Below are 23,606 nucleotides of genomic sequence, written 5' to 3'. Positions count from 1 at the left end.
TTTTAGGTATCGGGGATCGTATTTTCGGATTTTATGTATATGCCCGCGACGATGCGTGACACCTTCGCGTCTTGATACTCGCCGTCCATCCGCAAAAAACAACCGTATGGCGCGGCCCCCGCGCCGTGGCGGCCAAGCCGCCCGTAGACTGGGTGATCGATGATCAAAATCAGAAGAACGCTTTGCCATCCCATTGCGCAAATGGCTCTCGCCTTTGCCGCCGGCATCCTGCTGGGGAATTTTTTTCCCTCAGTCGGCGCGATGATGAAACCCCTCAGCGACGGCTTTCTGCGCCTGATCAGCATGCTGATCGGCGTGCTGATCTTTTGCCTGGTGGTGTCCGGTATCGCCAGCATGCGCAACCGGCTGCAGGCCACAAAGGTGGGTGTCAAGGCCATCATCTACTTCGAGGCCATGACCTTGATCTCGCTGCTGGCGGGCATGTTGGGCGCCTTGTTGCTGACGCCCGGCAAGGGTTTCGCGCCAGATTTTGCGGCTGACGTCGCACAGCGCGCTGCGCCTGCAAAGGCCGCGGAAAGCACAACCGACTTTTTGCTCAACATCATCCCCCCGACATTTGCCAGCGCCTTCACCGGCAACAACAACCTGCAGATCCTGCTGCTGGCGCTGCTGTCGGGCATTGCACTGGCGCGCGCGGGTGAACGCGGGCACAAGCTGCTGGAGCTCATCGAAGCGGTGCAGCAAGTATGGCTCGGCATGGTCGGCATGGTCCTGAAGCTGGCCCCACTGGCTGCATTCGGTGCAGTCGCCTTCATGATTGGCCGTTACGGGATGTCCTCGGTGTTGCCACTGCTGCATTTTCTCGCCGCGATTTATCTCGTCAGCATCCTGTTTGTCTTCGTGGTGATGGGCCTTCTCGCGCGCGCCGCCGGTTGCAACATCTTCCGCCTGGTCGCCTATGTCAAAGAAGAGCTGCTGCTGGTCTTCTTCACCACTTCGTCAATAGCCGCCTTGCCGAGTCTGGTCGGAAAAATGGAAAAAATGGGCTGCGCCAAACCGGTGGCGCGCTTGATGCTGCCGACCGGTTTTAGTTTCAACCTGAACGGCAGCAACATCTATATCGCCATGGCGGCGATCTTCCTGGCGCAGGTGGCGCATGTCGAGCTGGGTTTCTGGTCACTGCTGTCACTGCTGGGCATCGCGATGCTGACATCCAAGAGCGCCGCCAGCGTCGCCGGTTCGGCCTTTGTGGCCCTGACCGCGACGTTGGCCAGCCAGAACCTCATACCGATCGCGGGCATTGTCCTGTTGCTGAGCATAGAGCGGTTGATGAAATGCCGCTCCCTCACCAACATGCTCGGCAACTGCGTGGCCTGCGTCGTCGTGTGCGCCTGGGAAAAAGCCCTGGACCGCCAAGCGATGCATCAGGCCCTGTCGGGCAAGGCCTCCTCCTCGTCCGCCGTCGCCGACCAGATCTGATACAGGCGTTCGCCCAGGCATTCCGCACGGCCTTCGAACAAGGTATTCAGGCACTCGGGCCGCTCCAGCTGCCGGTACAGTGCAGCCCGTTCCGGGTAGTTGTCAGCCATGCGAACGGCGGCGGCAATGTAGCCCTCCACGCTGTCGGCGATGGCCCAGTCCGGCAGGCCCAGCCGGCGGAACAGCCCTTCGTCGATGTGTTCAAACACTTCCGGCCCTGTCTTGCACACGCCGGGCAAACCGACCGTCACGGCATCGGTAATGCCATTGGTGTTGCCGAAGGGAAAGGGGCTCAGGAACATGTCGCAGCGGCTGAAGATAGCCAGGTAGTCCGGGTAGGGCTGGTGCGCGTAGATTTCCGCGTCCGGCAGATAGCGGCGTATCACCCTTCGCACTTGCGGATAGATCAGGCCGGTTGCCTGTCCAATCAGGAAATGAAACCGTATCTGCTTGCGTGAGCCCGCGCGTATTTTCTGGCAGGTCACCAGGAATTTCGGATTGATCTTCATGGTGGTCGCGGCCACGGCGATGTTGACGACCGCCGAGTCCTGCCGCTGCGGCCGTGCCAGCGAGACTTCGATGGCGGACGGGCGGTAGGGCTGCCCGTCTTTCGGCAGACGCAGCAGGGTTTCGCTGAAGCAGGCGGGATCGCCGACAAAATCGTCTTCCACGCTGATGTAATCGATACGGTCGGAATGCGTGGTGGCGGGATGGCCCAGCGCTGCCACCTGCACGGGTGCCAGGCGCTGATTGGCCGCGAACATGGTGATGGGAAACATGCCGACGCTGGGCATGTAAAACACGGCGGGCCTGAGGGAGCCGGCCAGCGCGTGCAGCTGGCGCAGGCAGGCGATCATGTCATTGGGCGCGGCGAAATCAATCACCTCATCAAACACCGCCCGGCCCAGTTCGTCGATGTTGCCGGGGTAAGCAATGGCCACCAGGCGAAAATGCCGGCGAGCGGCCTCCAAAGTCCTGGAATGCGTGCGGTAAATCGAATGCCCACCGGAGAACCACTCGAGCAGTACCAGCATGATGGGCTTGTCCGCACTTTGCGCGGCGAGCGCGGGCGCAACGCGCCCCAGGCCCAGCGCCTCGAGCTTCTTGCGAACCAGCCGGTTGATGGGGCGCTTGATCTCGTGGCGGTCGGGTAGGTCGGCGTAGCTGCAGTGCATGTACACGTCGTGCAGGATGCCTACCGGCAGGATGTCCAGGCTTTCGATTTCCTCGAGGTGGGCGGGGAGCCAGGCGAGCAGCGCCTCGCGCTTGGAATGCGCAGCTGGCGAGCCGAGAAAGCGCGGCGACAGCAGGGCCGTGAACAGCGCGGCGGCCAGCTTTTTGTTCTGCCGCCACAGCAATTCCACGTCCAGCGGGATTTCCGATTCGGGGGAATACAGGATGCAGAACTTCACGAGATCCCGTTCGCTCACGTGGAACTCCGGTGCGCCGGAGCCCAGGAAATTGAGCGACCTCAGGATATGGTCGCAATGGACAAAGGCGCTGGCGGCAAACAGCGCCGACAACCAGCGCTGGAAGTTGATGAGCTGGCCGAAGCCGCCGGGCGAGACATGGAAGGTCGGGTCGGAAAACAGGGCCGAGATGGCGCTGGTGAGGCGGGTCAGGCCGTGCGCGTCACGCTCCTGCGCACCTATGGCGGCCGACAGGCTGAGCGCGAAGTTGCCGTCCAGGTTGCCGTAGTTCCTGTCTATGAGCAGTAGCAGCTTGACCAGCTCTCGCGCAGCCGGCTCCTGCTGGCGGGAGTAGCACAGGTATTCGAAGTTCTCCAGCGAAAAAATATCGTCAGCCATGGTGCCCTTGTCGATGGCCCCGTCAGGCCGACAGCGCCAGTATCGCCGCTACCGCCGTGAAACTCACTGGACCAGCCCGGAAAAGGTGCGGTCCAGGTTGTACTGGGCACGCGCGAGCTTGTCCTGCTGCGCCTTGAGCCAGGCGGCGTCCTGCTCTAACCGGCTCTTCTCGGCCGCCAGCATCCTGACGGTCTCCGTGCGCTGCGGACCGCCCAGGCCCTTGCTGGAGGCCAGCATGTTCTGCGCGGTCAGCGACGTACGGAAGCGCTCCTGCGTCAGCGGAAATTCCGCCCGTGGGAAATCAAAGGCCTTCACCGCCTCTGCATACAACTGCCTGGCGACGTCGAAGGGAATCTCGGCGGGCTTGAGCTTGTTGGCGCGGCCGTAGTTGACCAGGTCCGAGGCGAAATGGTGGCCGACCCGGAAGGGAACGTCGGCGTCGCGCTGCAGGATGTCGGCCAGCTCGGTGGTGGTGGAGTAATCGGCGTCAACTTCCTGCAGCGCGCGGTTGCGATCGATGACGAGGTGGTTCATCAGGTCAGCCAGCTTCACGAAGGCATTGGCCGTGAGGTCCAGGGTTTTGTCGACCTGGTCGCGCTTGTAGTCGGGCATGCCGGGCGTGACGTTGTGCGCCTCCAGTTGGTAGGTGAAGGCGCCGCCCACCACCTCGCTGGCCTGCAGCCGCAGCACGTTGAGGGCATAAGGATTGCGCTTTTGCGGCATGATGCTGCTCGTGCCGGTGAGCCGCCCCTCCTGGATGGTGATCCAGGGAGCGGTCTGGTGGTACTGGGTGTGCATATCCTGCGCCAGCAGGCCTATCATCAGCGCCGCGTTGCTGCACAGGCCCACCAATTCCACGCCCTGGTCGAGCGCGCCGAGCTGGGCCGCGTCGTAGGAGTTTTCCACCACGCCGTCAAAACCCAGCAGCTCCGCCAAGCGCTGGCGGTTGACCGGAAAACTCGAGGTACCGAGCGCGCCCGCGCCCAGCGGGCTCATATTGAGGCGCGCATAAGCCTCCTTCAGTCGCGCGCTGTCGCGCCCGAAGACCGAGGCGAAGGCCAGCAGGTAGTGCGCGTAAGTAGTGGGCTGGGCCTGCACGCCGTTGGTATAGGCCGGCACGATGGTGTCCAGGTTCTTCTCGGCCACAGCCAGTAGTTGCGCTTTCGATTGGATCATCGCGTCCATTAGAACTAGCGCACGCTCGCGCTGGATCAGGCGCCGCGTGGTGGACAGGATGTCCTGGCGGCTACGGCCTGAATGCATGCGCGAACCGTCGGGGCCGGCCAACGCCAGGATCAACGGCTCATACTGCAAATAGTCACCCGGGCGCTTGGCACCCGACTGGTTGCCTTCCCTGATCACTTGTTCAACAGCCCGCGCGATTTTTTTCCCAAGCTCAGGCGGGACGATTTTTGTCTCGACCACCATCACGGTTGAGGCCTTGTTCATCTCGCCGAGGAAATGGAAGTTGTCGTGCTCGGCTTGCCCGGTTTTCTTGTCTGCGGCGACAGCCACAGCGGACAGCGATACCAGCAACAGCAGAACCAGCCGCCCGGCGCGGCGCGGCATTATGGAGCCAGTGAACGCCGCGGCGGACGCAGGTTCAAGGCGTTGCATCTTCTTTGCCTGCGGCGGATGCATTGAGATTGGCATTGGACGACACCACGGAAATAGTGAGCCTGTCCGCTCCGCCGCTGGAGGATGGGGATGCAGTATCGCCGACAAGGGGCGCCATCCAGTCGCTACCGGCCATATCCGACTGCAGCGCGGCGGTCGCGGCGGCCGAATCGGCGCTGGTCAGGCTGTTGCTCATCTTGCCGCCGAGATTACGCAGCACGACACCGGATCCGGTGGCGGTGATCGTCGTGGCGTCCGAAGACTGGCTGAAGGGCTGCCCACTCGGCGCACTGGCGCTAATGAGCAAGACGCCGTTTTCCACCTGCAGCTTGTTGGTGCCGCCGTCTATGCGCACACCATAGCTGCCGCCGGAGCCCGATACGCGAAGATTTCCGTTACCACCCGTACTGACGGTATTGAAGGCATTGGCGCTGCTGCCGACGATAGAGAGGCCCTCGCCGGAGCCGGCGGTCGTCGCCTGGATGTCGATGTCGCCGCTGCCCGATGTGATGCTGATGCCGTTGGCGGCGCCCGAGGCCGCAGTGCGCAGGAGAACTGCCGGCGCCGCAGACGCCGCGCTGCTGTTGCCCGTGATCGAGAGTTTGCCCGACACCGTGGAAATGGCGGCGGAACTGGTCGCCGTCGACGGGTAAATGGCGACGCCGCTGCCATAAGTGGAACTGCCGGCCACGCTCACCGAACCGCTGCCAGTGGCGCGTATGACGTTGTTGCCGGTCAGCACGCCTACCCCGTCACCGTAAACGCTGCTCCCGGTGATTGCGAGCGCACCGTTCTCGACGCTGACCAGGGCCTTTCCTCCGCCGTAGATGCTGACCCCGTTGCCCTGGTCGGCGGCGTTGCCGACCAGCGTCACATTGCCCGCGCCCGTGGTCTGGATGCGGTTGGCGACGTTCTGGATGGCGATGCCGTGGTCGAGTTCGCCGACGTTGGGCGAGTGGAAGTTGCCGACCAGCGTGATGTTGCCGCCCTGCGAGGCGATGTTGTTGACCGAGTTGGTGCTGGTGGCGCTGCCGCCCAGGGCGATGGCGTCCGAGGTGCCTATGGAGTCGCCGCGCAGCGTGATGTTGCCGCTCACGGTGCTGACGTTGACGCCGTTCGAATTGCCGGTGGAGTTCAGGAAGATGCCGTAGCCGCCGAAGCTGCTGGTGCTGTTGCCGTTGACGGCAATGGCGCCGCTGCCGGTGCTGATGTTGATCGCCGCGTTGGCGCCGGAAGGCGCGATGTCTACGCCGCGCCCCGAATAACTGGTGCCGTCCAGCGTCAGCGCACCCGACTGCGTGCCCAGGTTGATGCTGGCGTAGGCGCCGCTGGCGTCCAGCGACACGGCCTTGAAAGAACCGGTGGTGGGGTTGACCACGCTGTTGTTGGCCAGCAGCTTGAGCGCGCCGGCCGTGCTGTTGATGTTGACCTGCGAGGCGGTGGCCGCGCTGGTGCCGCTGCCCGAGCTCAGCAGGCCCAGCGCCGGCGTGGTGCCGCCCGAGGTGTTGCCGGCCACCGTGATGTTGCCGTCGGAGAAGATGCTGATGGAAGAGCCGGAACCCGTCGAGTTGAGCACCGTGCCGTAGCTGCCGGTGCTGCTGCCGCCCAGCGTGATGGCGCCGCCCGCCGTGGCATTGAGCACCACGGCGCCGTTGCCGGAGGCCGCGAGGTAAACGCCGCGGCCGGCACCGGCAAAGCCGTTGGCATTGGCCTGGATGGTCAGGTTGCCGCTGCCCACGCTGAGTTTTTGCGTGGAGGTGCTGGCCGTCGAGCAGATCAGCACACCGAAGCCCGAGCTGGCATTGCCGCTGATCGTCAGATTGCCCGAGCCGCTGGCGGCCAGGGTGTTGTTGGTGCTGAAGATGCGCGTGCCATTGCCGCTGCCCAGGTTGATGCTTTCCACCGTGATGGAACCGGCGCCGCTGGTGAGCACGTTGCTGCCGCCGGTGAGCACAAAGGCGTCGCCGGTCGCACTGGCGCTGGCGACATTGGCCAGGATGGAGATGTTGCCGCCACCGGCATTGAGCGTGGAGGCGCCGGATATATTCACCGCACTGGTGGTGGCGCTTGTCGAGGTGGAGGCGCCGCGTATCGTGATGTTGCCGCCGCTGGTGCTCAGCGAAGCGCCATTCAGTGCCACGCCCGAGGCGCCGCTCTGGTTAGTGGCGGCATAGCCGGTCAGCGGATTGCTGCCGCCGCTGATGGTGATGGCCCCGCCGTTGGTGGTGATGGTGCTGCCGGTCAATGCCACCGAGCCGTTGCCGGTGTCGCCGTAGTTGGAGACCAGCGAGACATTGAGGCTTTTGCCGGTGCCGTTGGAAATGACGCGGCCGCTGCCGATGATGATGTTGCGGTGCGCCTGCAGGGTCAGCGAGGCATTGCCCACACCCTTGACGTTGTCCAGCACATTGATGTCGCCCGCGGTGCCGCCGGCGGCAGAGGTTTGGACTATCACGTTGGCGCCTTCGGACAGCGAAGCGTTGAGTACGCCCGAATTCAGGGTGGAATTGGCTGCACCGCTCGAGGTGAAGGGCGAGCTCCCGGTCGCGCCGGAGCTTGCCGCGCTCGTGATGTTGATGTTGTAGGGGTCGATCAGCCAGGTGCCGCCCTTGCCGGAGGCCGCACTGATATTCACCGAACCCGTTGCATCCAGGTGGTGGCCAGAGGTCTCGACCAGGCCGCCGCTGCCGGTCTGCCCGCCGCCCAGCACCGTGATGCCGCCGTGAAACTGCGTGCTGTCGGTGGACCACAGGATGACTTTGCCGCCGTCGCCGCTGTTGAGCGCGTCAGCGTGAATGCGGGCGCCCTCCCCCATATAGGTTCCGACGGCCTGGCGCTCGGTACCACTGCCCTGGTAGTTGCCGCCGACCAGTACCGTGCCGCCACCGGCATCGCCGGAAGCATCGATTCGGGCGCCGTCGAACACACCGACGTACTGGCCCAAAGCCTTGAAACTGCCGCCGGTTTCACCGGCATCGCGGCCGGAGACGTCGACACGGCCGCTCAAGGCGACAATGCCTGCCTCCCCGCCGTCAAGCAGGACCGTGCCGTTTCGGCGCTGCAGGCTGGTCGCCTCGATCACGCCTTCGTTGTTGACCACATTGGACATCAGCGCGTCGCCGGAGCGGGCCGACATGACGACCAGGCCACCGTTGGCCTTGAGCAGCCCCTGGTTCACCACACTGGCGCCCAGCGAAGGGTCACTCACCTGCATATTAATCAGGCCGTCACCGTTGAAGTCCAACGTGATATTCTTGCCGGCGCCCAGCATCACGCTGCCCAGACGGGCAGTGATGCTGCCCACATTGCGCACCTGCGCACCCAGCAGCGCCACGTACCCGCCGTCAGCCGCCACGATGCTGCCCTCATTGATCACGGCGCCGCCCGCGCTGCCGGCTTCAAACCGATTGTTGCCGGCCATGAAGTTGCCGTCCGAGATGTTCAGTGAGCTGGCCACCAGGCCGCCGACATTGACAGCTGAACCCTGGCCGAACAGGATGCCCGAGGGATTGATCAGGTAGACCTGCCCGTTGGCATTGAGCTGGCCCATGATCTGCGAGGCATCGCTGGATGTGACGCGGTTGAGGGCCACCGACGAGGCCGAGGGCTGCGCGAAATTGACTTTGGCCGCGCTACCGATGTTGAAAGTGTTCCAGGTAGCGACCATCCGGTCGCTGCCCTGTACCACGTTCATGACGTTGCCGCTCTGGCTGATGCTGCCGCTGCCAGCTGTGACCTGACCATTGGTAGGTAAGGCGCTGGCGTCCAGCGCATATCCCCGTACCGGGTAAATGGCGCAAAGCGCTGACAGCATGGCTGCACTCAGCGGTGTCAGCGTCGGGCGGCTTTTACGTGGGGAAACCGGGGAAGAGTGGTATGTCATGCGAGCCCCTCAGAACGTGTAGTTGATACCGAAACCGATCGCGCGGATCGTGGTGCCTGCGCCTGCACTGCCGAACACGCCGGCAACGGCGTAGTTGTAATTGGCCAGCGGTTGGTTGCGCAGCAGCACGTACTGCCCGAAAATCCTGAGCTGCTTGCTCCAGGCATAGGAGAAACCGATGGCCTGGGAGGTCGCACCCATACCTTCCGTCGAACAGTTCACGCCATTGCCGGAAATCATGGCGCAGTCGCCTGCGAAGGCTTTGGCATGGCTGGCGCGCAACTGCCAGGCACCTATCTTGTGTGAGACGCCGACCATGTAGGCGCGGCGGCGGTAGCTGGCGAGGTCGCTTGAAGTGACGCTGGTGTTGATGACACCGGACTCGGCATAGCTCAGTTCGTCGGCGATCAGCGAAACCTTGGTATCGCCAAAATCGTAGGCCACGCCGTAGCGCACGCTGTAGTCATTGGACGAAGTGCCTTGCGTGACGTGGGTATTGGTACCTACCCCGCGCGCGTTGCGGCCCAGGCTGGCTATGCCGAAATAATTCACATGCTGCTCAGCCGCAACCACAGCAGAGAATCCGCCGTTCTCATACGACAGGCTGCCGCCGTAGAGGTAGCCTGTATCAACGTCCGGCGCGGCCTTCATGCCGTTGTTCGAATAAGCCAGCTTGAGCTGGAAGCCGCCCATCTTGGGCGTCCAGTAGCCGAACACGCCGGCCTGGCGGCGGTTGAAAGCGGCATCGTCGTTGTTTTCCACCGCCGCCGTGCCCACCGGGCCGGAGTTTTTAGTGATGCTGGTGGCGAAGCCCGGTGACCCGATGATGTTGTAGTGCGCCGCACTGGTGGTCGCCCCGAAGGGGTCGAAGGAAGAGGTGCTTTCCTTGAGCGGCATGTCCCAGTTGCCGTACATCGCGGTGCCAGCGTCTGGATGGGCGACAGCCACGCCGGTATTACGCAGCTCTTGCCTGTGTGTCCAGTTCGGGGTCGCGTCGTCTCCGGCCGCGCCCGCGCTCAGCGACAGGCCCAGCTCCAGCTGCCACAGCGCCTTCCACTGTTCATAAATGGGGATGCCGCCACGCGCGCCCACATACGACACATTGTCGCGCGCACGCCAGAAGCCCGACATGTTGCGCCCATTGGGCGTGGCCAGCTTGCTCTGGTCGGCGGGCGCCGCAGGCGTCGCGCCTGAGCGGCTCACGTATTCGGGGATGATGCCCAGTGAGCCGTACAGCCGCATGCCGTCTTCCGCCTCCTCGAAATCCTCGCCCCGGCTGCCGCTGCTGGAGGCCAGGCCCGTGAAGGCCTGGGGTGAACCCGACACCGATAGCCACAGGCGACGCGCGCTTTTTGGTTCGCTGACTGGATTGACGCCGGGCGACACCGCGATGCTGGCATTGAACACCAGGTCCTTGTTGTAGACGTTCAGGCCCACGCCATAGCCGTAGCGGCTCGCGCGGTTTTCGCTGTTGTCCCACGGCTTCTTGTTAATGGTCACGCGCCCCGCATCGGCGAACAGCGCACCTTCCACGACGGAGTTGCCGACAACACCCAGGGTCTTGCGCAGTTCCAGACGCGCCAGCATGCCCTGGTCGCCCGCGGCTTCGCCGGCAGGGTACGCGCGCACGCCGCCGGATCCGCCCAGGCTCATTTTCTCTGACGCGTCCAGGTTCTTGTCGGCGTACTGCGCGGTGACCGAGCCCAGCAGAGAGTAGCCGCCGCCAAGCTGCTGCAGGCGGCTGAACGACAGGTTGAGCTTTTTGTAGTCGCCTGCCGCATTGGCCGTGAAACGGTCCAGTGCTGCGTCGTTGGGCGTTTCTTTTTTCAGATAACCCATACCCAAACGCGCGTTCCAGCTGTTGTTCGCCGACGCGCCTGTCCAGTCGTCACGCCAGTCGCCAGACAGGCCCGCACTCATCAGGTTGGCAGACTTTTCGACGGTCGTGCCGCCAGTCGTGTCCTGGAAATGCCGGTATTCCGTCGCCAGCGACAGATTCATGTTGGCGCGCCGGCTGCGCAGCAACGCCGCGTTGAGAAACAGCGTGCTCACGCGGGCTTCACCTCTGGCCTCTACTTCCTTGAGGTTTTTGCCAATGTTGTATTGCAGACCCGCAAAGTTCGCGCCTACCGACAGCCCTGTCGTGCCGAGGGGCTGCACATAACCAACGCCTGCAATGCGCAGGCCTTCAAAAGTTTGCTGCGTATTCAGGCTGAAGCTTTCGCCCATGCCCAGTGCGTCGTTGAGGCTCAGGTTGGCGGACAGGCGATTGGCACCGGTGTAATAGCTGCCACCGTTGTCGATGCTCACGCGCGAGGTGATCGCCCCCATCTCGCTGACCTTGACGATGATGTCGGTGGCGCCCGGTTCTGCCGAAGGCCGCAACACCGCCTTGACCGTCACACCGGCGATGTCAGAGAGCCGCAGCAGCGTGTTTTCGAGGTCGCTTTCCTGGATCACCTCGCCCGGCTGTAGTCCCGCGAGATGTCGGCCTATCAGGTCCGGGTCCAGGCGCACGTTGGCATCGGGCTCGGCCACCACCCGGCCGATGACGCCTTCACGGATGCCGAGGGCAACCACACCGCCTTGTATTTCCTGTGCGGGGAGGTAGGCGCGCGCTACCAGGTAGCCCCGGGTGCGATAGTAGGCCGTGATTTTGGCGGCGGCTTTGCCCAGTCCGGCGAAGTCCAGCTCGCGGCCGACAAACTCCTGCAGTTGGGCTTGCAGCTCGGATGCCGGCAGAGACCGGTTGCCGCTCAGTACAAAAACCGTGACCTGTATGCCCGTCCCACCGGCGGGGGGGCTCTGGCCCTCATCACTGCCTTCCACCTCTTTTTCGATGCGCGCAGGACGCTGCACTGCCGCCGGCGGGCCGGCATTTTCCGTCGGCGAGAGCTGTTGCCGGTTCGCGTCGAAAAGAGTACCGGCGCTGGGCGGCGTCTGTGCATGGACGGCAAAAGGTGCGGCGGCCAGCATTGCGCAGATCTGCGATGCGAGGATTTTTCGCCGTGGTGCGGCAAGGCGTGAGGGTTCCATCATGGTTTTCGTCTTCTGTCTTGGTGTTGTATCCGCGCGTCTCTGTGCTTCTTCTTTTTTCTTGTTGTGCTCGTTCGGCTTGTCTCTGTTTGTCCCGGCTATTCGCTAGTTGCCGGCGGCATGGAAAATTTTTGCAGCAACATCGCGGGACTCAAAAATTTCGGCCGCTTCGTGGCCCGCGTCCGGCACCACCATGACCGCACGCGTCACGGGTGTCTGCCATTTCTGGGCTAAAAACTGTTCGTAGCGCATGTAATTCCTGTGCCGATTCAGCCGGTCCGTGCCCTGCATGGCGGCCCCGCAGGATTTGTCGAGTGACTCGTAGGCTGGGTCGTTGTCCTGCGCGCCCACCAGGTAGAGGACCTCGCGCGCCGCATAGCGCTTGAACAACTGTTCGCCGTCCAAGCCCTGCCCATAGGGAACCATGTTGCCCAGGCCGTAGCGGAAGTTGTTGTAACCGGGGCAGAGGATGCTGTTCACAGGCTTGAAGCTCCCACCCTCCGGACGGCTGTCATCCAGGTACAAATAGGAAGACGGGCTGGAGACCACATACCGCACGCGGATGCCCGACTTGCGCAACCCCTCCTCGCTGTTGTTGAGCACGGCATAGCGCTGCATTAGCTGCCCACCGGCCGAGTGGCCGATGAAAACGATTTCCTTAAGTACGGGAAAACGCTTGCCCGCGCTCAGGTAGCGGGCGATATCGTCCAGCACGCCGCAGGAATTGATAGCCTCCTTGCCCCGGGAGGGCTGGCACTGCATCCAGTTGCCACCGCGCCAAAGCGGGATATTGCCGTCAGGCGAGGTGTCTGATGCCGTCAGGAAGTGGGGCACCAGCAGCAACGTGCTTGATGCGTCCAGCCGCGCGGCTTCCAGCAAGCCCAGGCCCACGCCAAAATAACGGTCGGCATCGCGCTGCACGCCATGTACAAAAATGACCGCACGCTTGATCCCGGCGTCCGGCTGGCGCAAGTCAATGTTGGAATAGACCGCAAAGGGATAAGCGGTGCCCGCGGCTTCCAGGTCAATTACCTGCTCCCTGGGCGGTTCGCCGGCGGCTTTATCAGCTGCAGCGAAAAGACGCGCGCCAAAGAAAGCCAAGCCCATTGCCACCACCAGTTGTAACCACCTGTTTCGAGCACGTGTCATACCTGTATCTCGCTTTGTCAAAAATGCAGACATCGAAAGGCTTGACGCGTTGTGCTCGAATGCCGGGCGCTCCCGGCGTACGCACTACAAATGGATCACAAATCCAGCGTTTCCCTTCACGGCCTTTTTTAGGAGATCCACCGGAAAGATCAGTTGTAATAACTTGCAACTTACGGTGTTGTTGGCGATTCTAGGAAGACAACCGCTACCTGTAAAATATCTTGATTCTGGTACATCGATACTTTAAAAGTATCTTATGAGCAAGAATCCAGCAGCGAGGATCAGCGCGACACGTAATGGACGTTGGCCACTGGATTGATACCGGGTAGGCATCGGTTCCACGCAAATTCGGCGTGGACGTATCTCGACTCCACTGCTGGAATGCGGTCTGGCGCTAACCCCGTGCGCTCTAAGGGGTTAGCCGCTGAGCGTGCGTTTTTGACGGAAGGTCCCAAGGCGCCATTGCCTCGCGGATCAGCGCGACGTGCGGATGATGACCTTGCCGCGCGCATGACCGCCGGCCACCTGCTCAAGCGCCGCGCGGGCGTCATCCAGCGGATGGATTGTGTCGAGGATCACCTGGAGCCGTTTGTCGTCGAAGCGCTTGAGAATCAGCGTCAATGCCGCAGCATCCCCGCTGAAGAATGCGAAGACGCCGTGGATATCTCCACGCGGCTGTATCGTGTGATCGACGATCGACACCACCGTCCCGCCCGGCCTTGTCGCTCGCCACGACCGCTCGAGGGTCTCCCCACCAATCGTGTCGATGACCAGGTCCAGGTCTCGCCAACGCTCTGCAAAGTCATCACGGCGGTAATCGATGACTTCGTCCGCACCCAATTCTTTGACCAGTGTGTGGTTCTTTGCAGAAGCCGTGGCTAAGACGTGCGCACCTGCCTGCCTTGCGAACTGGACGGCGAAGCTGCCCACGCCACCGGCTGCCGCGTGAATCAGCACGCGCTGCCCCGCCCTTAACTTTCCAGCCCCAAACAGTGCCAGCCAGGCCGTACCTGCTGCCGTCGGCAACGCTGCGGCCTGCTCGTAGCTCATCTCTGCAGGAACCAGGCACAACGCGCTTGCAGACAGCAGGGCAGACTGTGCGAAGGCACCCCCCGCCGTCGGCGCGAGCCTCCCCACGACGCGGTCACCAGGCTTGAACCGGCCAACCTTTGGACCCGCGGCTTCAATCACACCGGCGAGGTCAGTACCTAACGTATAGGGCAAAGTGACAGGAAAGACAGGCTGCATGGACCCGCCAAGGATTTTCAGATCCAGCGGGTTCACGCTCGCCGCCTCGACGCGAACCAGGGCCTGACCGTCACCCGGTGTGCCCAGGACGGCGTGTTCAATATCCGCCCGGCTGGCGCCGCCGAATGCGTGGATGCGAAGTGCTTTCATCAAATACTTTCCCCGTTAATCGCCGAGTGGAGGGAAGCTTCCAAGTTGCAGGAAAACGCCAAACCAGTCTTCCAGGTGCCAGGTTCGCTGGATACGCGTCTCATGGAATTCGTGGAACTCGTGGATGCGGATGCTGACCTTTTTTCCGGTTGCCGCAATGCCGAAGAGTGGCCCCAGATGGGTACCCGTTATCTCAGCCCGTACACCGATACGCCCGGGTACCTGAATCAAGTCGTGAATGGCAATATGAACGTCCGGCAGGGCTCCGATGAAGCTGCGGATGATCGGTTTCAAACCCTCGGGTCCCGGGCCTTGCCCGGGCGCCAGCGGAATGTCATCCCAGTCGGCAGTCACAGCGCTGTCCAGCAGGTCAGGGTTCTTGTCGTTGAATGCGCGATACAAGGTTTCGACGGCGCGGCGCTCAGCCATCATTTGTGTGGTGTCGGTCATTTGTCCGGCTTTCGGTGGTTGAAGTGGAAGAAGGTCGATTCTGGTCGGCCGATGAAAATCCGTCCAACAAATGACTCATATACAGTTATATTTGATTCATGGATTTTCATGGCATTGATCTGAATCTGCTCGTGGCGTTTGACGCGCTGATGGACGAGTGCAATGTGACCCGCGCAGCCGCGCGGGTAGGCGTGAGCCAACCTGCCATGAGTGCCGCGCTGTCACGTCTGCGAACGTTGTTTGGCGACCCGCTGTTCCTGCGCAGCGCAGAAGGACTTCTGCCGACAGCGCGTGCCAGGGAAATCGTGGGGCCCGTGTCGCAAGCACTGCGGCAAATCAAGACAGCTCTCGTGCAAGAACCGGGCTTCGAGCCCGAGCAGGCATCTCTGGTATTCAACCTTGGGCTGTCCGACTATCCGGCTTTCGTACTGCTGCCCGCCCTTGTCAGGGAGCTGGCGCGCGCGGCGCCGGGAATATCGCTGAGCGTGCACGCGATTAACAATCGGGATAGTGCGGTCGACATGCTGGACGCAGGAACGATTGATGCGGCAGTTGGCGTCCCGCCGACCCATGCAGAGAGCCGGATATTGACACGGCCTGTTCTGAGAGACGAGTTCGTGACCATCGTTCGCCGCGACAACCCGGCAGTGAAGCGAAGCATGGGTCTGAAGGCATTTCTTGCGCTGCCTCATGTACTCGTGTCACCGGAGGGTGATCGCCACGGCCTGGTTGACGAGGCGCTGGCCAGGCTGGGAAAACGCCGCACCCTCGCACTGACGCTTCCGCAGATGTTTGCCGCGCCCGCGGTGGTGGCCCAGACAGATACCACGGCGACGGTAATGAAGCGCGTGGCCCTCAATTCCCCGGCTCTGCGCAAGCTGGTCTTGTTTCCGCCGCCTGTTGCGCTGCCAGAAGTTGTCTTCGACCTCATCTGGCATCGACGGAACGATGCACATCAGGTGCAGCAATGGCTCAGGGAATTGATCGCATCACTTGCTTCGGCTGCCTAGAATAGTAAAACCCGCCAGTCGCTTCACCGTGACGAATTTCAGTGAAGTTGGGCTTTGAAACGCTGCGGCGTGCCTGCGCGACAACGGCAGACAAGAAAAACCATGATTGGTGCGGCTGGCGGGGATCGAACCCACGACCCTTGGCTTCGGAGGCCAATACTCTATCCACTGAGCTACAGCCGCAACGCTGGAAACGGTTTGCGCCGGATTGCGGCCGAGGGGCGCGAAATCAGGGCAATTTGCACTGTGCGGGCGATTCACGCCGCGCAACGCCTGCGATTCTACCAGCCGGCCACGGCGCTCCCCGGCCTCTGCAAGCCCCCAGTTATAATGTGAGGTTGCTGAGCAAGCGCTGCCCAAGAGCGCCATATCACCACGCGATAGCCCCCCGATTCTTAGTTTTTTGAGGACGCCATGAGCGCAAACGACCACACCACGGCCCACGAAGAAGCCCATACTGGCCCCATCAAGACCCCCCAGCAACTGCTGGCCGCGGTTTTTTTCTCTTTTGTCGTTCCTGTTTTCGCCATCATCGGCCTGGTGTATTACGTCGCTTCGGCCAACAAGCCAGCTGCGGGTGCGGACGAAGGCGCCAAGGCGGTTGCGCAGCGCATCCAGAAGATCGGTGCGGTTGAAATCCGTGATGCCAACCGCCCCCTCAAATCGGGCGAAGAAGTCTACAAAGCACAGTGCGTCGCTTGCCATGGCACTGGCGCAGCCGGTGCGCCGAAGTTTGGCGATACGGGTGCCTGGGCAGCCCGTATCAAGACCGGTTTTGACGCGCTCTGGCACTCCGCCCTGAAGGGCAAGGGTGCCATGGGCGCCCAAGGCGGCGGTGATTTTGAAGACGTCGAAATTGGCCGTGCAGTGGTTTACATGACGGCTGCCGCAGGCGGCAAGTTTGCAGAGCCAGCCGCCCCGGCTGCTGCTGCCGCTACGGCACCCGCAGCAGCAGCCGCCGCCGCACCGTCGGCAGATGTGGTCGCCGCACTCGCTGCAGCCAACAAGACGGCAGCGCCGGCCGCCGGTGCAACGCCGGCTGCTGCCGGTGGCGCCGCACCCGCGCTGTATGGCCAGGTCTGTGCGGCCTGCCACGTGGCCGGCGTTGCCAATGCACCCAAGCTGGGCGACAAGGCCGCATGGGCTCCCCGGATTTCCGCAGGTGTCGAGGCTCTGACGGCCAGCGTTGTCAAAGGCAAGGGTGCCATGCCACCCAAGGGCGGCTCGGCTGCCCCCGATGGCGAAATCAAGGCCGTGGTGCAGTACATGGTCAATGCGTCCAAGTAAACACAGCAAGGAAATCCAGCCCAAAAAAAGCCGGTCAATGACCGGCTTTTTTAATGGAATCTTGATGAGAAATTCAAAGGAAAATGGGTTGGAGCCCAAGCATGACGGGCGCAAGCAGCTACTTTTTTTGTAGCAACTGCGGGCTTCGCACATAGCCGAACCGGCGCGACAAATCGCTGGCCAGGACCTCCTCGGGCACCCACAGGCCCTGCTCTATCGCGTCAGCCGCATGCGTCATGTCCTGGGTATGAACGAGGCCAAACCCCAAGTCGGTTTCCAGGTAGACCCTGCCGGATCCGTCCACGATGCAGCGCTGCGGCCGCGCCGTTTGACCGGAATGGGCCGTGACCTCAAACATAGGCGCGGGGGCGACACGCCAGATCAGCGGCGTCGCTTCGAGCTCCACATACACGCGCTGCGGCCCATTCTGGAAGAACCACTGGCCAGCAGCATCGCTTTCATAATTCCGCTGAATGAAATCGATCAGCTTGTCATGCTTGAGCAGCGAGCCCTTGCTGGCCGCATGGCGCGCGGCATCCAGGCCAGGCGCGCCGCCAAAAGGCCCGGCAGCCTGGGCCCTCTCATCACGCATGTACCAGTTACCGCGTGCGTCCAGTCCCAGCCAGCCGTAGCAGTCGGGAACATTGGGCCATTTGGCAATGGCCTGCCTGACGATGTCATCCATGCCGCTATTTTGCGCTGCACACGGCAGGTGCGATGCGGGCAGGGTTATGGGTAAGCATTAGAGATGTGCAGCCAGGAAACCGGTGACCGCTTCCGGCATGGCACGCACATGGCCGGGAAATGGCGGAGAAGGAAATCCAACATGACCGCCCTGTGCCGGCTGCCAAAGCGTGACATGGCTGCCGGCCTCTGCGGCTTGCGGCAGGCTGCCGGCCGGCACAAAGGGATCGTTCAACGCGTTCAGGGCCAGCGCCGGCACGGCAATGCTGCGCAAATGCGGCTTGGCAGATGCACGCAGCCAGTAGTCATCCGCATCCTTGAACCCATGGACAGGCGCAGTGAATACATTGTCGAAAGCGTACAAGTCGCGCGCGGCCAGTAATCGGTCGCGGTCAAAAAGGCCTGGGTGCTGCTCCAGTTTTTTCAGCGCCTTCGGCACCATGGTTCTCAGGAACATGCGGGTGTAGACCTGCCGGTTGAACCCTCGGCCAATGGCCCAGCCACTGGCCGTCAGGTCCAGCGGCGAACAGACGGACGCAATGCCGCTAACCACCTGGCGGGCCTCTGCGCCGAGCTCGCCGGCCCAGCGCATCAACGCATTGCCGCCCAATGAAATGCCCACGGCAACGACCGGCCCGGGATGGGCCTGCGCAAAACGCCGCAGTATCCAGTCGATCTCTGCAAAATCTCCTGAGTGATAGGCCCGCGGCGCCAGGTTCAATTCACCGGAACACCCCCGGAAGTGTGGAATGGCGCAGCCCCAGCCGCGCTCGCGGGCCACATCGGCAAGCGCTTCGGCGTAGTGGCTGGCAGATGACCCCTCAAGCCCATGAAATACCACCAGGAGTGGCACTTCCTTGCGCGCGTCCTTGCGTCTCACCTCGATGGATTCGCTTCCCGCCGGAGAAATCTCCGGAAGCCCCGACGAAGGCTCATTTCCATCGAGCATCCAGTCAACGTCGACAAAATCGTTGTCAGGGGTATCCCAGCGCTCCCGGCGAAACACGGGCGGCGGGCCCAGGTAGCGGCGTGACCGCAGCGCAGCCCAGATGGTTTGCAAATTGCCGCCCGGCAGCCACCAGGGTGCTGCGTATTTCATCGCAGGCCCTTCAGTGCAGGACGGTCGGTGTTTCCGACACTTCCTGCATTTCTCGCGGCGTGCCGGGACTGGCATGGTGGGCCACCATGCGCCAGCCTTGCGCACCCTTGTGATACACATTGGTGGCAATCACGTAAGCATGCCGCGGCCCTTCATCGGTCAGCACTTCGATGCGTTCCAGCACGCTGTGCACGCAGGCGCTCATGGTCTCGACCTTTCGCACCTTGATGGCCTGGGCATTGATGGTGCCATTGGCAAACATGGCGTCGAAAGTGGCGCGTATGGCCGCCGGGCCCACCAGCCGGGCGCCACCCGGGTGCACACAGACGATGTCGTCGTCATCGCCCCAGCAGGCCATGAGCTTTTCGATGTCGCCGCTTTGCAGCGCCTCATAGAAAGCCGCCTCGATGTCATCGGCGTTGCCGCTGCTGGCGGGCGGGACTTTGGGTTTGGGCATGGGAAGGCGTCAGTCCGGCTTGGCGTTGGGTGGTGAATTCTGCTCGGGATTGAGCCTTGCAGCAAGCCACGAGCGTACGACACCTTGCATGCTGTTGTCTTGCGGCCCGGCGCGCCGGCCGTTTCCACCGCTCTGGTTAGCCTGCCAAAGCAGTTCAGGAGCGGCCACATGGGTGCCCGGCGGCAAAACCTGCAGCGCGGCGTCGATAAATTCTGCCAGCTTGGCAGGACGCACCGGCTGCTCGGCTGCGGGAATCATGAACTTGAGGGTTGACAGCATCCATGACGCCGTCTTCTCGAAAAAATTGGCGCCCGCAATACCTTCGGTCTTGCGCGCCGAGCGCACCAACAACACGCGTTCAAAACCCAGCGAAGCCACGGCTTGCTCATCGAGGTCGGCCAGTCCGCGCTTGAGGGCATCGGGTAAACGCCCCGAAGCGTGGGGCACCACCACAACCAGTGTCTGTGCGCCACAGCGTTTCAACCAGCGGGCCAGCACCGGTAGTTGTCCCGGCACGGGCGTCCACAGTGTGCGCTCACGCCCATAAAAAAGCCGTGGCGGCTCAAACATGACCAGGCCGGTATGAACAAGCTGAGGCCGCGCGGGCCACGCGTCGATCGCTGAAGCATCACCTGCCAGCACAATCCCCACGCCGGCCATCCCGGTGGTCATGGTTTCAGTAGCCAGCACCTCGGTGTGTGCATAACGGCCGCTGCCGACAAGGCGGCGCAACACTTCATTGCCCAGCACGCCGGTCGCGCCGGCAATCATCAGACGCGGTTTCGGGGCTGCCGCCGCCAAGGGGCGCAGGTTGGCCTGCAGAGCTTGCAATGCCTGTACGGACACGGGGGAATGAGGCCTCATCGACATTCGACTATGTTAGTGTTGCAGCTTGCATTTTCGAAAGACATCGCCATGAAATCCCGCTTTTTAAACCTGTTCCTTGTCAGCATGCTGGGCCTGCTCCTCACGGGTTGCGGCTACAACGACTTTCAGCGCCTCGACGAACAAACCAAATCGGCTTGGTCTGAAGTGCTGAACCAGTACCAGCGCCGTGCCGACCTGGTGCCCAACATTGTGGCCACGGTCAAGGGCGAAGCCGCTTTTGAACAGGACACCCTGACCAAGGTGATTGAAGCACGCGCCAAGGCCACCTCCATCCAGGTGACACCGGAAACCCTGAACGATCCGGCAGCCTTCAAGAAATTCCAGGCGGCGCAGGGCGAACTCGGCAGTGCGCTGAGCCGCCTGATGGTGGTCAGTGAACGTTACCCCGACCTCAAGGCCAACCAGGGCTTTCGCGACCTGCGCGTGCAGCTGGAAGGCACCGAGAACCGCATCACCGTAGCGCGCAACCGTTATATCCAGGCGGTCCAGGAATACAACGTGCTGGCACGCAGCTTCCCGAGCAACCTGACGGCCATGGTCTTCAGCTACAACGTCAAGCCGAACTTCACCGTGACCAACGAGGCGCAGATTTCCGCGCCTCCTGTGGTGGACTTCACCAAGAAATAAGTCTTTGCGAAACTTGCCGTGCAGCAACTAGCGGGTTGGACATCGGGCCGCAACCTACGCTGGATGGCGGGCTTGTTGCTGGCCGTGTGGCTGCCCCTTGCGGCCTGGGCGCAAGGCGTGCAGCCGGTGCCGGCCCTCACGGCGCACGTCATGGATAGCACCGGTACGCTGGACGCTACGCAGCGCGCGGCACTGGAAGCCAAACTCGCTGCGTTCGAACAAAGCCGCGGCGCACAAGTGGTGGTGCTCATCGTGCCCAGCACCCAACCCGAGGACATCGCCGCTTATGCCCAGCGTGTGGGCGACACCTGGAAGATCGGGCGCAAGAGCGTAGGCGATGGGCTGTTGCTGGTTGTGGCCAAGAATGATCGCAAGGTCCGTATCGAGACCACCAAGGCGCTGGAAGGCGCCATTCCGGACCTCGCGGCGCGCCAGGTGATAGACACCGCCATCACCCCGCGCTTCAAACAGGGTGACTTTGCCGGTGGGCTGAATGCCGCGGCCGACCAGATCATGGCGCTGATCAGCGGCGAAAACCTCCCGGCGCCTGAGCAGAAAAGTGCTTCGGGCATGGCTGACAGCGGCTTCGAGTGGACCGACCTCGCGGTGTTCCTGTTCTTTGCCGTGCCGATTGGCGGGCGCCTGGCCGCCGGCGTCTTGGGGCGCAAGCTGGGCTCCATCGCCACCGGCGGTGCCGTCGGCGTACTGGCCTGGGTGTTCACCAGCAGCCTGATTGTGGCCGGCCTGGCGACTGTGGCGGGTATGGTGTTCGCGCTGGTGACCAGCCTGGGTGCCCTGGGCCGGGGCGGCCGCTCTTCGGGTGGATGGAACACCGGCGGCTTTGGCGGCGGCAGCAGCGGAGGGAGCTGGGGCGGAGGCAGCAGCAGTGGCGGCGGGTTCAGCAGCGGCGGTGGCGGTGATTTCGGCGGCGGCGGCGCATCAGGCGACTGGTAGGCACATGCCCAATAAACTCAAGACCATCCTCAAGCACCTCTGGCTGGACGCCTCCGATGCCCAGCGCGCGATTGCACCCGACATGCTCAACCAGCTGGCCAGCCGGGTGGCGGCCAGCGAGCGGCGGCACAGCGGCGAAATACGGATATGCGTGGAGGCTTCGTTGCCCATCAGCTATCTGTGGCGGATGAACAAGGAAAACACCATCGCACGGCTGACGCGCCAGCGCGCCCTCACGATGTTCGGCAAGCTGCGGGTATGGGACACCGAACACAACAACGGCGTGCTGATTTATTTGCTGCTGGCCGAGCACGCCATTGAAATCGTGGCGGACCGCGGCGTGGCGCGCCATGTGAATCAGGCGCAGTGGCAGGCCATGGTGGTGCGCATGGCCCAGGCATTCAGGGAGAACCGGTACGAGGACGGATTGACGCAGGCACTGGAAGAAACCTCGGCGCTGCTGATGGCGCACTTCGCCATCGATGGCACGCAGGGCGACGCACCCGACAATCCCAACGAACTGCCCGACGCACCCTGGCTGCAATAGCCGGTTGGCAGGTACCGCAGGCCTGTCGCCGATAGCGTCGCGTCAGGGCGCCAGAACCACGACCAACACAAAGAGGGCGACTGCCGCGAGCACAACCCGCGTCAGCCAGGCTTTGCGCGCGCGTCTGGCCCGACGCTCCGGCGACGCTTCTTCTCCCCATATCAGGCTGTCTAAAAGACTGTCCATTTCGCACCTCGTTGCTGGCTTGAACCCGTCACAACGATAAGGGAGCAGCCCGGGCCATGGCTGTCATTTAGCGTGTCCAGTTGTTACCTTGCTGGCTCAGCCCAAGCGTTTTTTCGGAAAACGCTCCCTATTTGATAGCTGCTTGCGCTCACCCTGTATGGGCTGGAGGCCTTTTTTCGCTCAAATAGCGGAAGCACGCCCGGTTTCCGCATGGTGCAATGGGAACGTCGCGCCGCAGCCACTCATGGCTGCGGGAAGCTACTTCATCGACGTCCGCTTCTGCTCGCTGCGCGCCGATTGCACTACCTTCTCGATAAAACAAACGCCGCGCCCTCCGTCCTCGACCCACGGATGGTCGGCGTCTAGCGGATCAGCCGTTCGCCCGGCGTACGCGTGCGGATATCGGCCGCCCCAAGGTAGACATTCGCAAAGGTTCCAATGAAGGACTCGGGTGGCCAGCCAGTTGGCCCGCTACGCAGAGGGAGCACAAAACAACCATCTTCGTCATTTTCAGGAATGACTGTGAGCGCTTCGCCAACTGCATGAGCGGGCAAATTGATTCGAATTTCTCCAGATCGAAGCGCCCATAAAAAACCGGCCCTTTGGCCGGTTTTTCCTGAAGCATGGAGGCTTATTACTTTTTCTGGCGGTATTTGCGCAAAGCGGCAATCTGGGCGGCCATGACGGCGAGCTCGGACTGGGCCATGGCAATATCGATATCGCTTTTTGCGTTTTTCAACGCTTCTTCAGCAGCTGCCTTGGCTTCCAGCGCCTTGGCTTCGTCCAGGTCCTTGCCGCGAATGGCGGTGTCGGACAGCACGGTGACACAGTTCGGTTGCACTTCAAGCAAGCCGCCGGCCACGAACACGAATTCTTCGCTGCCGTCAGCCTTTTCGATGCGCACGGCGCCCGGCTTGATGCGGGTGATCAGCGGGGTGTGGCGCGGGTAAATGCCCAGCTCGCCGGCCTCGCCGGGCAAAGCGACAAAGTGCGCTTCACCGGAGAAGATGGACTCTTCCGCGGAGACCACGTCGACGTGAATGGTGGTTGACATAAACGCTCCTTAATGGAAAAAAGTTGCAGGGC

General features: G+C 62.5%; 19 protein-coding genes and 1 tRNA gene. 6 read left to right on the top strand and 14 right to left on the bottom strand.

What is annotated here, in order from left to right; genetic code table 11:
• The first annotated feature begins 159 nt into the window (after positions 1–159).
• Positions 160–1,440 carry a cation:dicarboxylate symporter family transporter gene (locus tag AC1DU8_RS00460; RefSeq protein ID WP_477726338.1) on the top strand — a complete coding sequence of 427 codons (1,281 nt, stop codon included), beginning with the start codon at positions 160–162 and terminating at the stop codon, positions 1,438–1,440.
• Here AC1DU8_RS00460 and AC1DU8_RS00455 read toward each other — a convergent pair.
• The 7 genes from AC1DU8_RS00455 to AC1DU8_RS00425 form a co-directional block, all read right to left on the bottom strand.
• The gene (locus AC1DU8_RS00455; RefSeq protein ID WP_457281565.1) at positions 1,386–3,248 is read right to left on the bottom strand and encodes a peptide transporter; all 1,863 of its coding nucleotides are present in this window, start codon (positions 3,246–3,248) and stop codon (positions 1,386–1,388) included. The two genes, AC1DU8_RS00460 and AC1DU8_RS00455, sit on opposite strands and share 55 nt — an antisense overlap.
• Before the next feature lie 63 nt (positions 3,249–3,311).
• The gene (locus AC1DU8_RS00450; RefSeq protein ID WP_477726337.1) at positions 3,312–4,865 is read right to left on the bottom strand and encodes an argininosuccinate lyase; all 1,554 of its coding nucleotides are present in this window, start codon (positions 4,863–4,865) and stop codon (positions 3,312–3,314) included.
• Positions 4,852–8,748 carry a beta strand repeat-containing protein gene (locus AC1DU8_RS00445; RefSeq protein WP_457281567.1) on the bottom strand — a complete coding sequence of 1,299 codons (3,897 nt, stop codon included), beginning with the start codon at positions 8,746–8,748 and terminating at the stop codon, positions 4,852–4,854. The genes AC1DU8_RS00450 and AC1DU8_RS00445 overlap by 14 nt, the downstream gene beginning before the upstream one ends.
• A 9-nt stretch (positions 8,749–8,757) precedes the next feature.
• Positions 8,758–11,787, bottom strand: coding sequence for a ShlB/FhaC/HecB family hemolysin secretion/activation protein (locus AC1DU8_RS00440; RefSeq protein ID WP_477689484.1), 3,030 nt, complete (start codon positions 11,785–11,787; stop codon positions 8,758–8,760).
• 102 nt (positions 11,788–11,889) lie between these two features.
• Positions 11,890–12,933, bottom strand: a complete 1,044-nt coding sequence (locus AC1DU8_RS00435) for an alpha/beta fold hydrolase (protein ID WP_457281569.1) — start codon at positions 12,931–12,933, stop codon at positions 11,890–11,892.
• Between the two features lie 474 nt (positions 12,934–13,407).
• On the bottom strand, positions 13,408–14,331 hold the full coding sequence (locus tag AC1DU8_RS00430) for an NADP-dependent oxidoreductase (RefSeq protein ID WP_457281570.1): 924 nt from the start codon (positions 14,329–14,331) through the stop codon (positions 13,408–13,410).
• Between the two features lie 15 nt (positions 14,332–14,346).
• Positions 14,347–14,781 carry an ester cyclase gene (locus AC1DU8_RS00425; RefSeq protein WP_477667632.1) on the bottom strand — a complete coding sequence of 145 codons (435 nt, stop codon included), beginning with the start codon at positions 14,779–14,781 and terminating at the stop codon, positions 14,347–14,349.
• A 98-nt stretch (positions 14,782–14,879) separates the two neighbouring features.
• Here AC1DU8_RS00425 and AC1DU8_RS00420 point away from each other — a divergent pair, with 98 nt between their 5' ends.
• Positions 14,880–15,791 carry a LysR family transcriptional regulator gene (locus AC1DU8_RS00420; protein ID WP_457281572.1) on the top strand — a complete coding sequence of 304 codons (912 nt, stop codon included), beginning with the start codon at positions 14,880–14,882 and terminating at the stop codon, positions 15,789–15,791.
• A 107-nt stretch (positions 15,792–15,898) separates the two neighbouring features.
• On the opposite strand, the gene AC1DU8_RS00415 is transcribed toward AC1DU8_RS00420, so the two are convergent.
• A tRNA-Arg gene (locus tag AC1DU8_RS00415) sits at positions 15,899–15,974 on the bottom strand.
• A 231-nt stretch (positions 15,975–16,205) separates the two neighbouring features.
• On the opposite strand from AC1DU8_RS00415, the gene AC1DU8_RS00410 reads away from it, so the two are divergent.
• The gene (locus tag AC1DU8_RS00410) at positions 16,206–17,078 is read left to right on the top strand and encodes a c-type cytochrome (RefSeq protein WP_477701518.1); all 873 of its coding nucleotides are present in this window, start codon (positions 16,206–16,208) and stop codon (positions 17,076–17,078) included.
• 118 nt (positions 17,079–17,196) lie between these two features.
• Here AC1DU8_RS00410 and AC1DU8_RS00405 read toward each other — a convergent pair whose 3' ends face one another.
• The 4 genes from AC1DU8_RS00405 to AC1DU8_RS00390 are packed head-to-tail and all read right to left on the bottom strand — an operon-like array spanning position 17,197 to position 20,182.
• A complete protein-coding gene (locus AC1DU8_RS00405; RefSeq protein ID WP_477701517.1) occupies positions 17,197–17,763 on the bottom strand; it encodes a DUF2946 family protein in 567 nt (188 codons plus the stop codon).
• A gap of 57 nt (positions 17,764–17,820) precedes the next feature.
• Complete coding sequence (locus tag AC1DU8_RS00400) at positions 17,821–18,861, bottom strand: YheT family hydrolase (protein WP_457281575.1); 1,041 nt, start codon at positions 18,859–18,861, stop codon at positions 17,821–17,823.
• 10 nt (positions 18,862–18,871) lie between these two features.
• The gene (locus AC1DU8_RS00395) at positions 18,872–19,318 is read right to left on the bottom strand and encodes a YybH family protein (protein WP_457281576.1); all 447 of its coding nucleotides are present in this window, start codon (positions 19,316–19,318) and stop codon (positions 18,872–18,874) included.
• Positions 19,319–19,327: 9 nt separating this feature from the next.
• The gene (locus AC1DU8_RS00390; RefSeq protein ID WP_477667629.1) at positions 19,328–20,182 is read right to left on the bottom strand and encodes a hypothetical protein; all 855 of its coding nucleotides are present in this window, start codon (positions 20,180–20,182) and stop codon (positions 19,328–19,330) included.
• 51 nt (positions 20,183–20,233) lie between these two features.
• On the opposite strand from AC1DU8_RS00390, the gene AC1DU8_RS00385 reads away from it, so the two are divergent.
• The 3 genes from AC1DU8_RS00385 (at position 20,234) to AC1DU8_RS00375 (ending at position 22,334) form a co-directional block, all read left to right on the top strand.
• Complete coding sequence (locus tag AC1DU8_RS00385; RefSeq protein WP_457281578.1) at positions 20,234–20,833, top strand: LemA family protein; 600 nt, start codon at positions 20,234–20,236, stop codon at positions 20,831–20,833.
• A gap of 63 nt (positions 20,834–20,896) precedes the next feature.
• On the top strand, positions 20,897–21,787 hold the full coding sequence (locus tag AC1DU8_RS00380) for a TPM domain-containing protein (protein WP_477667642.1): 891 nt from the start codon (positions 20,897–20,899) through the stop codon (positions 21,785–21,787).
• 4 nt (positions 21,788–21,791) lie between these two features.
• Positions 21,792–22,334, top strand: a complete 543-nt coding sequence (locus AC1DU8_RS00375; RefSeq protein ID WP_457281579.1) for a TPM domain-containing protein — start codon at positions 21,792–21,794, stop codon at positions 22,332–22,334.
• Between the two features lie 42 nt (positions 22,335–22,376).
• On the opposite strand, the gene AC1DU8_RS00370 is transcribed toward AC1DU8_RS00375, so the two are convergent.
• Both AC1DU8_RS00370 and AC1DU8_RS00365 read right to left on the bottom strand, forming a co-directional pair.
• Positions 22,377–22,520, bottom strand: a complete 144-nt coding sequence (locus AC1DU8_RS00370; protein ID WP_457281580.1) for a hypothetical protein — start codon at positions 22,518–22,520, stop codon at positions 22,377–22,379.
• Between the two features lie 634 nt (positions 22,521–23,154).
• Positions 23,155–23,574, bottom strand: coding sequence for a F0F1 ATP synthase subunit epsilon (locus tag AC1DU8_RS00365; protein ID WP_457281581.1), 420 nt, complete (start codon positions 23,572–23,574; stop codon positions 23,155–23,157).
• Positions 23,575–23,606 lie beyond the last annotated feature (32 nt).

This window comes from Polaromonas sp. P3_A5 (assembly GCF_056403055.1).
Note: the sequence above shows the minus strand (reverse complement) of the source record. Positions and strands in the feature narration are given on the sequence as shown.